The sequence below is a fragment of the Paenibacillus sp. FSL H3-0310 genome, assembly GCF_038002785.1.
Classification (GTDB): Bacteria; Bacillota; Bacilli; order Paenibacillales; family Paenibacillaceae; genus Paenibacillus_AQ; species Paenibacillus_AQ odorifer.
The window spans coordinates 3,857,311-3,869,201 of the sequence record NZ_JBBODC010000001.1; the positions used below are offsets into that span (position 1 = coordinate 3,857,311).

General features: G+C 43.9%; 12 protein-coding genes. 3 read left to right on the forward strand and 9 right to left on the reverse strand.

Annotated elements, in window-relative coordinates; all coding sequences use genetic code 11:
- Positions 1-97 precede the first annotated feature (97 nt).
- Both MHH63_RS17465 and MHH63_RS17470 read left to right on the forward strand, forming a co-directional pair.
- Positions 98-616, forward strand: coding sequence for an RNA polymerase sigma factor (locus MHH63_RS17465; protein ID WP_076130120.1), 519 nt, complete (start codon positions 98-100; stop codon positions 614-616).
- Positions 600-2,213, forward strand: a complete 1,614-nt coding sequence (locus MHH63_RS17470; RefSeq protein ID WP_076130119.1) for a DUF4179 domain-containing protein — start codon at positions 600-602, stop codon at positions 2,211-2,213. The genes MHH63_RS17465 and MHH63_RS17470 overlap by 17 nt, the downstream gene beginning before the upstream one ends.
- Positions 2,214-2,365: 152 nt before the next feature.
- Here the strand turns inward: MHH63_RS17470 and MHH63_RS17475 are convergent, their stop codons facing one another.
- The 6 genes from MHH63_RS17475 to MHH63_RS17500 all read right to left on the reverse strand — a co-directional run bounded on the left by MHH63_RS17475 (position 2,366) and on the right by MHH63_RS17500 (position 8,200).
- Positions 2,366-3,166, reverse strand: a complete 801-nt coding sequence (locus MHH63_RS17475) for a Cof-type HAD-IIB family hydrolase (RefSeq protein ID WP_036689337.1) — start codon at positions 3,164-3,166, stop codon at positions 2,366-2,368.
- A gap of 261 nt (positions 3,167-3,427) precedes the next feature.
- Positions 3,428-4,192 carry a pseudouridine synthase gene (locus MHH63_RS17480; protein ID WP_076130118.1) on the reverse strand — a complete coding sequence of 255 codons (765 nt, stop codon included), beginning with the start codon at positions 4,190-4,192 and terminating at the stop codon, positions 3,428-3,430.
- 2 nt (positions 4,193-4,194) lie between these two features.
- Positions 4,195-5,715, reverse strand: coding sequence for an RsmB/NOP family class I SAM-dependent RNA methyltransferase (locus tag MHH63_RS17485; protein ID WP_076186701.1), 1,521 nt, complete (start codon positions 5,713-5,715; stop codon positions 4,195-4,197).
- 101 nt (positions 5,716-5,816) lie between these two features.
- Positions 5,817-6,269 carry a DUF309 domain-containing protein gene (locus MHH63_RS17490; protein WP_076130116.1) on the reverse strand — a complete coding sequence of 151 codons (453 nt, stop codon included), beginning with the start codon at positions 6,267-6,269 and terminating at the stop codon, positions 5,817-5,819.
- Positions 6,259-7,071, reverse strand: a complete 813-nt coding sequence (locus MHH63_RS17495) for a GTP pyrophosphokinase (RefSeq protein ID WP_036689325.1) — start codon at positions 7,069-7,071, stop codon at positions 6,259-6,261. The genes MHH63_RS17490 and MHH63_RS17495 overlap by 11 nt, the downstream gene beginning before the upstream one ends.
- 34 nt (positions 7,072-7,105) lie before the next feature.
- A complete protein-coding gene (locus tag MHH63_RS17500) occupies positions 7,106-8,200 on the reverse strand; it encodes a quinone-dependent dihydroorotate dehydrogenase (RefSeq protein WP_036689322.1) in 1,095 nt (364 codons plus the stop codon).
- A 208-nt stretch (positions 8,201-8,408) separates the two neighbouring features.
- Between MHH63_RS17500 and MHH63_RS17505 the strand changes: the two genes are divergently transcribed.
- On the forward strand, positions 8,409-8,546 hold the full coding sequence (locus MHH63_RS17505) for a hypothetical protein (RefSeq protein ID WP_167348489.1): 138 nt from the start codon (positions 8,409-8,411) through the stop codon (positions 8,544-8,546).
- On the opposite strand, the gene MHH63_RS17510 is transcribed toward MHH63_RS17505, so the two are convergent.
- From MHH63_RS17510 to MHH63_RS17520, 3 genes are all read right to left on the reverse strand, one after another.
- Complete coding sequence (locus MHH63_RS17510; RefSeq protein WP_340975600.1) at positions 8,543-9,976, reverse strand: L,D-transpeptidase; 1,434 nt, start codon at positions 9,974-9,976, stop codon at positions 8,543-8,545. The two genes, MHH63_RS17505 and MHH63_RS17510, sit on opposite strands and share 4 nt — an antisense overlap.
- Before the next feature lie 134 nt (positions 9,977-10,110).
- Positions 10,111-10,353: a ferredoxin gene (locus MHH63_RS17515; RefSeq protein WP_076133627.1), complete on the reverse strand. Its 243-nt coding sequence runs from the start codon at positions 10,351-10,353 to the stop codon at positions 10,111-10,113.
- Between the two features lie 161 nt (positions 10,354-10,514).
- Positions 10,515-11,846 (reverse strand): DNA polymerase IV, encoded by a 1,332-nt coding sequence (locus MHH63_RS17520; RefSeq protein ID WP_282579938.1) that lies wholly within the window; start codon positions 11,844-11,846, stop codon positions 10,515-10,517.
- Positions 11,847-11,891 lie beyond the last annotated feature (45 nt).

Here is an 11,891-nt window from a genome sequence, read left to right on the forward strand (position 1 = left end):
ACTCAGAAGAAATACTACAATCAAAATGAAAAATGAACGATTACATACGCTTATAAGTCTTATTAATGAGAACAGCAAAGACAGGGGGTGCAGCAAAATGAGTGACCGGGAAATTTTCGAGCTCTATAAAGAACAAGTATATTATTTTTGTTACTACTTAATGAAAAATCAGGCAGATGCGGAGGATATTTCCCAAGAGGTATTTGTAAAAGTTATCTTAGCGGATAAGTCGAAGGTAAGAAACTTGAAAGCTTGGATTTTACGAATTGCTTCGAATGAGTGCAACAGTGTGATCAAAAGGCGTAAGACGGGGTGGATGAAAGAAGTACGTAATTATTTACTATCCAGGTCTGAGGAATCAAACCCTGTAGAAAAACGTTTGGATCGACAGGAAACTAAAAAAGAATTACAAGGGTTATACAGTCAGCTTCCCGACAAAATCAGAATGGTAGTAGTCCTTCGTTTTATAAACGAATTGACTGTACCCGAGATCTCTAAAGTTATGAGCATACCCGAAGGAACTGTAAAATCCAGACTGAACATGGGACTTAAAATACTAAATAGAATGGGTGGAACCCAACTAAAGGAGCTGAATAGTAATGAGTCTCTATATTGAAAAAGATAAACATATTCCCCGACCGGATTATGATTTGATGTGGACTGCCATAGAACAAGAAGCATATACACGTCAAAGAAATCTGCATGCCTCCCAGAATATTCCTAGGTCTAATAAAAAGGTTATTCCTATCAGTATTGTCTTCTCATGCCTCTTACTTGTAGCCATTCCTGTATTCGCTAGTATGACGATTAATTGGGATAAAATTGGTGGTCGAAGTGTGAGTAATGCATTAAATAACGGCATCGGTCAACAGTATAATCTTCAAACTTCCAGTTCAGGAGTAACAATGAATTTGAACGGTGTTGTAACTGATGGAGAAAAAATGAAAATGCTGTTATCACTTGATACTAAATCTGATCTATCCAAATATACTGGATTTGCTACAGAGGAAAACATCATGACTAGTGAATCCGGTGCCGAGGCAAAGGTATACGGTTATTTAGAATACGATCCTGAAAGCCAGAAACTCATTGGAGTATATGAGACACCTGATACATTAAAGGATGATAAAAAGGACTACAGGTTTGAAGCACGGAATCTCATTTTTTACAGTGATCGGAATATCCCCTTACAATCTAATCATCAAGCAGGGGATACTATCAATACTGGAGTTAAGCAATATCCAAGCCTTCAAATCGAATCCGTTCGATATGTTTCCAATCAAACCATTATCCGTTACAAAGTCGCTGCATCACCATCTGACTTAGGACGGGGTAACCCACATTTGGTAGTTAGTACTGGTGGTCAAGAGAATGAAGCAATTCCAACCATCATGCCTAACGAAGGATCGGATTTATTTATTGAACAGGTCTTCAATATAACTGAATCAGATTGGAAGGAAGCTAGTCTTCATTTTAGTTACATTGAAGAAGCGAAACGATTTTCAGGTACGTGGAAGTTCGATTTTAACGCAGATGGACAAAAAGCAAGTGAGGCGATTTACACTAAGAAACTGTATAACAGTCCTGAATTTCAAGAAAAGACAGGTATAACCTTAGATCAGCTAGTAGTTACCCCTTTGGATATCCAAATTCTAATAGATGAAAATGATTCGCTTAAAAAAGGAATTGTCCACTATAATACCGCTCAGTTGGTTATAGGTGATCAAACAATCACTGGGGGTTGGAATTTGAAAGGAGATCATTCCGAAAGCTACCAGCATTTATTTCAATTCGAATCTCCGGAATGGTATAACGACTGGTCCGATGTTCCAATGAAACTTATATTAAAGGATGCTGTCATTGAGAAACGTGATACTACTAAGAATTGGATCACTATAAACAAACCTAAAGAAGAAAAGCAGTTCACTTCACTTGATGTCGATGGGTTAAAAATTGAATTCACTTACTATACTGAGGGCGAAAATTTGATTGTCGAATCAACATCCAAATCTTCTGGCTTCAAAAGCGTTAACCAAACTACGTTACGGATTAATGGCAAAGAAGTGGTGCCTGAAATTACACCTAAGGGCATGATATCTACAGGAACTAATATTGATAGCTACAAAGATATCCCTTTCGACGAAAAAATCGAACTGAACCCTGGTATCTATAAATATAGCGATCCTAGCCGGAACGAGGAAATTAAACTTTAATGCAGGAAGTTAATCTATGTCCCGCCCTTTCTAGTTAATCCTAAGGGCGGGTTATTTATGGATAAAATCATTTCTGTTTAGGTATCTCTTTTATTTCCTTCACAACAAAAAAAGCATAGAACGGACTCAAGTCCGCTTTATGCTTTCCATTATTAAGATAAACAATATTTAACCAGCGCATCTCGCACACCATGCTCGTTGTTAGACCCCGTGACAGCATTCGCTGCCGCTTTGACCTCAACCGGAGAATTATCCATCGCAACGCCCATACCCGCGTATGTAAGCATAGAAATATCATTAAAATAATTACCGATCGAAAGAACTTCCTCTTGCGGAATTCCCAGCTTCACAGCCAGATTCTTTAAGGCGTTGCCCTTGGAGGCTTCCGGATGCATCAAGTCAACGAAAAATTCACCACTGCGCAAAATATTGTACTCATGGGTCCAAGTACGCCATTCACGTTCAGCTTCGTCAAGGATTTCTGGTTGTGTAAATACAGTAAACTTAACAACCGGTTCACGGAAATCTTCCCATGCTGGCAGTGTAGCCGGCACGATACGGAAGTGTTCATACATATAATTGGCTTCTTTGGTCAGGTTTTCTACATTATCTACATACATATCAAAAGCCGTATTCACATCATAATGAATATCATGCTTTCTACAATAATCAATATAAGGGTCAAGACCACGAGCATCCATACCGTATTGATGCAGCACTTCCCGATCTTTCACACGAACCGTAGCAGCTCCATTATGACCCAGCACATAACCAGACAGCCCCATTTCCTCCATAAAAGGAATCGAGTTCTGCGGACTGCGGCCGGTACATAACACGATTTGTCCTCCAAGACGTGTAACCTCAGCAATGGCTTCTTTATTCTCAGTGCTCAAGTGGTGATCATCATTCAACAGTGTACCATCTACATCTAGTGCAATCAGTTTGTATCTCATACTCCCACCATCCTTGTCTTTCTTTTTCTATATATATTGAACCTGGCTATTTGAGTTAAGTTTCAGTCGCAACTGCGGTGAATATTTGGACTTCCAGCCGCTGTTGTTTCCAGATTTCTTGATTTATACCGTTTACTAGTGGTTGAAATCCGGAAACAAAGGCGGCCGCTATCGCTCTTACAGTTCCAAATTTCCCCTCCGCCACTCCATTCCCTTATCCCAAGTTTCCAAATTCAATTTATATACCATTTTTTCTCTATATTATTGTTCTGATGCTTCTGTACTTAAGAGTGCCAGTTCCTCTAGCGTAATTTCACGACTAGCTCCCAGTGGCAGGCTTTCATCCAGCTTCAATTCTCCCATAGATACTCGTTTCAGAAAAGTGACTTTTTTGCCGACAGCTTGGAACATTCGCTTCACCTGGTGAAACTTTCCTTCTGTGATGATCAGCGAAATATGTGAGATTACTTTACTGCCGCGTTCTCTTCCCAATATAGTTAGCTGTGCAGGTAAAGTAACATATCCATCTTCCAGCTCGACACCTGCCGCAAAAGCCGCTACATCGTCTGCATCTACGTCTCCCTCAACTGTTGCTTCATACGTCTTAGGGACATGCTTGCGTGGCGATAGTAGCTCGTGAGCAAGCTTTCCATCATTGGTGAGCAGAAGCAGCCCTACTGTGTCCTTATCTAACCTTCCTACAGGAAAAGGTTCAAACTGTACATATTCCTGCTTTAAAAGATCCAGAACGGTCCGATCCCGCTTGTCCTCTGTTGCCGACAGAACTCCCGGTGGCTTATTCATCATAAGATAAATAAATTCACGATAGGTAACAAGCTCGCCGCCAACCACAATTTTATCGTGATAAGGGTCTACATGAAATCCACTATCCTTGACGACTGCACCATTCACGGTAATTAAACCTTGCTTGGCTTGTTTACGAATATCGCTGCGTGATCCTACCCCCATATGGGACAATACTTTATCTAAACGCTGCTTTTTTGCAGTTTTCCCTGATAGGCTCATTCTTACATCCACCTCCAGCCTGCGGGATATTCATTCTTGAGCACACCGTCCTGCCACTTCCCCCAGCCTGCACTATAACCATCTATGCAGACCAGTACGTATCCTTTTTGGGTAGTTCCTATTTTAATAGAGAGACGTTCTTGACTAATCAACAATGTCTCTCCTTTAAGATAGGAAATAGCTTCATTACTCGTACTGGAAAGTGAGACACTTCGGCAGCTCTCTTCAGGGTGTAACGCGGTAGCCATTGGATGTCCTGGGATAAATCTGCCGTTACGGACATGTCCTACATACCATCCTGGACGAATCGCCTTTAATCCATTTAATCTTTCCTTAGGTAGTGGGGAGATGTACAGATGATCACCGAAGAAAATCGGATACCCTTTTGGCTCCCAGCCAAGCTGGTCTTTTATAAAATCTCCATATGCAGCCAAGGCTTGCTCTTCTCCTGAACCTTGACGGCCACGTTCAGCGCCAGCAGCAGATTTATTAGAGAACTTACCTTCTTTCCCTCGTCTGGCTTCTGGTTTGTTTGCGGATTTAATATGAGCAGTGCCTTTTTTATTCGTATTCCGTGTAACTGCACTCAACTTAACTTCGGCTTGATCACGTTCCTCTGCAGATACCTTTGGCCCCACATGCTGCAGCACAGCCATGAAATGTCCTTCACCTTTTACTTTATGCGGCCATAGTCTTGCTGTCCCTGATAGTTCTCCAAAACCAGGAGCAAATGAGCCAGTGCCTCCAACTGTAATCACCGAAAACTGTGGATGTTCAGAAATAAACTCCGCTATAATTTCTTCATTTTCTTCTTTAGCAAATGTACAGGTTGAATAGACAAGTGTACCTCCCGGTGCCAACGCTGTTGCAGCAGAACGTAAAATATCCCGCTGCATGGCAGCATATTTGGCAGGTGTACCTGAATCCCACTGCTTCACCATGTCTTCATCTTTACGGAACATCCCTTCACCTGAGCAAGGAGCATCAATCAAGATTTTGTCAAAATAAAGCGGGAATGCCGCTGCAATATGATCTGGACTTTCGTTTAATACGATACCGTTGCGCACCCCATATAGCTCTAGATTTTTGGCTAAGGCTTTCGTGCGTTCTGGATGAAGATCATTGGTAACCAACAAGCCTTCTCCTGAGAGCTTGGCAGAAATCTGTGTGGATTTGCCCCCAGGTGCAGCGCATAAATCAAGGACACGATCTCCTGGCTGTACATCAAGCAGTTCCACAGGTGCCATAGCGCTTGGCTCTTGAATGTAATACAATCCCGCGTGATAATGTGGATGTTTACCTGGTCTGGCCCCATCCTCTGTATAGAATCCGGTTGGACACCACGGAATGGGTTCCAGCTCTAAAGTGGAAAGAGCTTGCAATTTCTCCACTGAAATTTTCAAGGTATTAACACGAACGCCTCCGTTAGGGGTCTCCTTGTACGAATCCGCAAATTGATTATAATCCGTTCCCAGCAAGTCCATCATACGCTCGCTGAAAGAACTGGGCAGTTGTGCCGCCATGATGCCGTCCTCCTGATAGTACTGCTAAAATTTAGGTGTTTAAAGATTCAAGGAACACCCTTACGGGTGTCCCTTTGGCAATACTCATTTATAGAGGATCATTATTTACGATGAGAAGAGGTCGGTCTTTGAGGACCTCGTCGTTGAGGATTATTCGGTGTGATCACCTCAGCCGCAGAGTTCACTTCATCCGCTAGACCTTGATCAATGATTTCTATAGTCAGATCATAATAAGAAAATGGCTGCTGCTCACACGACTCCATGCGGCGAACATAATCCTTCACTTCCACCACTAGCTTAGCCAAATTAATGCCGAGTGTCACTGCTGAATATTCTTCCAGCTTGGCAGCAGCCCCGCTTAGCATAATCGTTGCACCACGCATATTATTATTGCGGCAATGGTACAACCCAACAGCTACTTGGAGAAGTGCTTTGTACAATGGGTCGCGTTGCTTGGCAAGCCATAGCTCTTCGAGCACCTCGTGACATTCGAAATAATCCCGGTCACGATTAAAGTACACTAGATACGCCAAGTACAACGGATCATAAGCCATCCGGCAAACTATCCTTTTTAGCTGCGGAGAGAAGTCCCCGTACATGATCCAGAAGCTCCTTCATCGCTTCCATGTCCTGAGCCTGCCATATTTCGTTAAATCGAGCCTGAGTATCTATAGCCTCATTCACCAAATGATAGAAATACAATTGATGAATAGATTTGAGAATTTGAGTCGTCATATTCGAGTTTTCCTCGAAGGTCTTTTGTGCTTCCAGGATTTCATCACGAATACTGGACATTTCGCTGTCCAAGATGGAGGCTGCTTCAGCTGCGGTTTTCAGGCGCACTCGCATTTCATCCGGTAAGCTTTCCCGATATTTATAATTCAGAGAGTGCTCTATGGTTGCCCAGAAATTCATAGCTAGTGTACGAATTTGGATCTCTGCGAGCACTATTTTTTGTCCCAGAGCTGTCTGCACAGGATATTTAATAATCATATGAAAGCTGCGATACCCGCTCTCTTTATAATTGGTGATGTAATCCTTCTCATACAGGACTTCAAGATCCTTACGAGCCCGGATATATTCGGCCACTCTGCGGATATCCTCCACGAACTGGCACATAATCCGGATCCCGGCTATATCTTCAATGCCTGTCTCCAGATCCTCCATCTTCACATTCAGGCGCTTAGCCTTCTCCAAAATGCTTGACAGCCGCTTTACACGACCAGTTACGAATTCAATCGGCGTGTATTCCTCTCTTTTCTTCAACTCCGAACGCATTGTTTTGAATTTAACTTTCAATTCTTCCACAGTCTGTTCATATGGAAGCAAAAAAGTTCCCCAGTCCCTGCCGTCCATCGCCTTCGTCCTCCTGTCCTTTCGACTCCTTCAATCAGTGATGATCAGCACCCACTGCTTCAGAGATATGACTGAATCCGTCCCGCCGTAAGAGCTGCCGTAATCCGGCATGCAGCCTGCGGTTAACCTCCGGTCCTTCGTAGATGAGTGCTGTATAAATTTCGACCAGACTTGCGCCTGCTCTTATCTTGTCATACGCATCCTGACTGGTGAATATGCCCCCTGAACCTATGATCGGCATCTTCCCTTCAGTCTGGCGATAAATCCTACGAATGATTTCCGTTGACCGGTCACGAAGTGGCTTACCGCTTAATCCACCTGTCTCATTAGCCTTTTCATGACTAAGTCCATCCCGGTTCAATGTAGTATTCGTAGCAATAATACCATCCATACCAGCTTCTGTCAGTGATTGAACCATATACTCCAATTCAGAATCACTTACATCTGGAGCAATCTTAACCAACAAGCTCTTATTCATGCCGGTGGCTTTACGCTGAATCTCCATTTCTTCCTTTACTTGTGCTAGCAGGAACGCTAATTCGCTGCCATGCTGGAGACTGCGCAGCCCCGGTGTATTTGGTGAGCTGATATTGACCACAAAAAAATCACCGTACGGATAAAGCGTACGGATACACTGACGATAATCTTCATGAGCCGCTTCATTACTAGTTATTTTATTCCGTCCAATATTTACTGCTATTGGAACTCTGCGATTTTTTAATTTTTTTAGACGCTCTGCCATAGCGTCAGCCCCTTCGTTATTGAAGCCCATACGATTGATCAGAGCTTCATCAGAGGGAAGACGGAACAAACGTGGGCTATCATTTCCCGGTTGACCCTTAGGGGTAACCGTCCCCACTTCCATAAATCCGAATCCGATCGAAGAGAATCCAGAAACAGCCTCGGCATTCTTATCCAAGCCTGCTGCCAGTCCAACTGGAGTCGGAAAATGTATGCCAAACAGATCAACTGCTAAATCTGCCGTTTCAGGAACGCCATACATTAAACGCAATGCCGCGCTTCCCCCTGGAACTGATGATGATTTATCCAATCCACCTATGACGAGATGGTGAGCCTTCTCAGGGTCCAGCTTAAAGAAAATTGGTTTACCAAAATTACGATACAACACCGTTCTCGCTCCTTAAGGGGTACTTCACTAATCCACGTGTCTACCCGATTCTGTAGGTTTCTTCTTAATTTTAGCCTTTTCTTGAACAAAAGAAAAGCATTTTACCCTGTAAGTGTGCAGAGGCTTAACCCAAAGTATAGTAATTTTCTTGTAAACGCATTACAATATAGGGGTAATCAGCGATTAAGAGAGAAAGAAGGTATGCTGGATGTCAACTAAACGTAAACCACCAACTTTGCAGCAAAAGAAAGAAGAAGTTAATCGTAAAGCGCTAATGTGGATCGGCGTAAGTTTAACTTTACTAATTCTTCTCATCATCGTTCTGTTTATAGTTGCCGGGAACTAATTCAGCCAGTGGTATACTTTGTGGGGGTTGGTCTGATCATACGGAGCAGCAGGGTTGAAGCGTTTCGCCGGCAGCAGCTGCTTGTCAGGCAGAACCCCTTTACTAATCACCACTTTTGTTCCTTTTGGAATCATAGCGAATAGTTCTTCCACATCTTCTCGACTCATCCGAATACAGCCAAGGGATTCATCCTTGCCGACACTTTCTGGCTCATTGGTGCCATGAATAGCATAATTACTATCTGAAAGTTGTAGTCCGCGGCTTCCGAACTCCCCATTATCATGACCGTTTGGATTGACCACTTTATCTGTAATGATGAAGTTGCCTTCCGGGGTCTTGTCTCCCCCAAGCCCTACCTCATAATTTCGTAGAATAACAGAGCCGCTGACTACTGCCAAGCGGTGTTTTTGTTTATCCACAATCACTCTAAGCGGCTGGTCAAAAAAGGGAACACCCTTCCCACTACTTGCACTCTCACTTAGCGCTGTCGGTATGACCATTCCCGCCTCAGCAGTTGAGCTTGGAGGCTCACCTGCAACTTCCGGTGTACCCAGTGCCTTAGCAGTTGCTATTTCCTTAAGAGATTTGAACTCACGCTTCATAACTGGTGTCGTCCCGCCAATCCAATTTTCCGGAAAAGGTCTGGTCAATTCCGCCAAAGAAGCCGGAAGCTTGCCTTTATGATTCTGATAAGACCTCATTGCACTCCATAATGTAGCTAGCTCCTCTTGATCCCCCTGCCACTTAGCTGCATCCACCGCAAGTTCCCCTTGCTCTGGCGGTTCGCATGCACATGCCGCTGGATCATAGGATTGGTATACCAACCGTCCGTTCCCATTCTTCTGCAGTGTGGAATTAAGCGGAAGCTTCTCTTTCCACAGCAGCCACTTCCCTTCCCGCTCCATGCCCAAAATAGCAGCTTGAAACGGTTCCTCGCGCATTAGCATAGTTGCCATCAGCTTCCCTGACGAAGCAGAAGCTCCACTCTCTTGCGCTGTATACATCATTTTTCGTGCCTCTAGAACGGGTTCCTTCTCAACATCTTTTTGATCAAGCGGATCTTTAACTTCAGAAGTAACCGTGTCTTGGACCGTATCCTGATCTCCCGCAATATCTAGACCCGGAGCCACAGCCGATGGCACCATAACCAGTAATAGAAGCATCAGCCCAAGCATAATGTAGCGGAATCTTTGCTGCCTTCGGTCCCGCTGGCGGCTTGCCTGAAGCAGCCCTTCCTCATATTCCCGTAGCGTTTCCGCAGGCACCTTACTATGCTCGAAAGCTTCATATACTTCTCCAGCCTGATTGAAGCAATAGTTAGCTTTCCCCTGTTGACCGTTCTTATAGTATTCCTTACCCAGCAAGTACCATGCCATCTTATTGTCTGGATGCATCTGTACATATGCTTTGAGGTGCTGAGAATTTTTCATCGGAACCTCCGAAATTTTATAATTCCATCCTACATTAATATCGGTCAGACATCGCAAAAAAGACATCCCTAGCTGAACAAAAGTTCGCAGGAGATGTCTTTATGTTGTGCTAGAAGTTACAAAATCCCGGCTAATTAGCCCTCTTTGTTAAAAGGCTCATCCGCAATTTTAATAGAGTCGGTTGGGCATCCATCACAAGAATCCTGGAGATCATCAAACAAATCATCCGGAATCACTGTGATGCCGTGGTTTCCGTCATTTTCATAAATAACTTCTGCCAAACCTTCGTCATCGTAATCAAAAATATCAGGAGCCGTTGCGCCACATGCACCGCAAGCGATACAAGTGTCTTTTTCGACCCAAGTGTACTTAGCCATTTTATCTCTGCCTCCCGTTGAACAATACAGCGCTGTTGTACCAGCGTCTTATATTTTCTCATATTAATATAAAAAGAATACAATTTCAATTGATTTTCAATACGTTTGCATTTCTGACGCATTCTACGGCATCTATTTTGACATGTCGTAGAATGATCTTGTTACTCTTTATCAGACTCGACAGATAGAAGATTATCCTTTTGCAACGAAGTGCCACGTTCTTTATGATTGCGGAGCCTTGCAGAGTGAGAATCGCTTAACATCCCGGCGGTCAACACTGCATTTTCACCGAATTTATTACGTAGCATGTCCATAGTCTTGTTAAGAGATTCTTTCTTAGGCTGACGTTCGTAATCGAACAAATCAAGCTGAATGGCGGAATCCTCTTTAGCAATCAAGCCCTGCAGAGTCACACCCAGCAGCCGCACAGGCTTCTCCCCATTCCAATGACGAACATATAGATCGCAGACGGACTTGTAGATATCCTCCCCGCTCTCCGAAGGAGCCTCTAGCTGACGCGAACGGGTTATGGTCTTCATATCCGGTGTCCGAATGGTCAGCTGCACCCCTGAGGCAACAAGACCTTGCTTACGCAAGCGCCGGGCTACCTGATCACTTAAATTCAACAAAATCGGTCGTACCTCAGCTAGACCTATGACATCCCGCGGCAATGTTGTGGTGTGTCCAATCGACTTACTCTGCTCCCGCTCAGGGTTAACGATCCCATGATCAATACCGTTGCCAGCACGCTTTAGCCATGAGCCCATAACTCCGAAATTCTCAACCAGCATATTTTCATCAGCCGCTGCTAATTGACCAATACTGTAAATGCCCAGTTTGCGGAGCTTTTCTGCTGTTTTTCCACCAATGCCGAACATTTCGTTACAGGGCTTGTCCCATAATATCTTGGGCACATCCCGCAGCCGCAGCACCGAAATGCCGTTTGGCTTTTTTAAATCGGAAGCCATCTTCGCAAGCAGCTTATTGGGAGCGATCCCCACTGAGCATGGCAAGCCCAATTCTTCCATTATACGGCGCTGAATCGTCTCCGCTATTTCCATGGGTGTACCGAATTGTCTGGAGCCAGTTATATCAAGGTAACATTCATCGATGGACACTGCTTCCAGTAACGGAGTATAGCTATATGCAATCTGCATAAAAGCATTAGAATATTTGCGGTATAAATGGAAGTCCGGTTTAATAACGATAAGCGATGGACAAATACGAAGCGCCTTCTGAACCTGCATTCCCGTCGAAATCCCCATTCTGCGGGCGACGTAGGAACAAGTCACTATGATCCCTTTCCGCAATTCAACACTACCCGCAACCGCAGTAGCTTTGCCTCTATATTGGTCAGGGTCCTCTGCCTCATGCACAGAGCAGTAAAAAGCATTCATATCGACATGCAGGATAACCCTGCCACTCGTTGGATAATACTGATCAACATTCTGCACAATATCTACCTTCTTATCCTCAGGTTTTCTATTGTCCAATTTAGAATAACTCTCCGCTGCGGTTAGGTCAACTTAAGAGGCTGT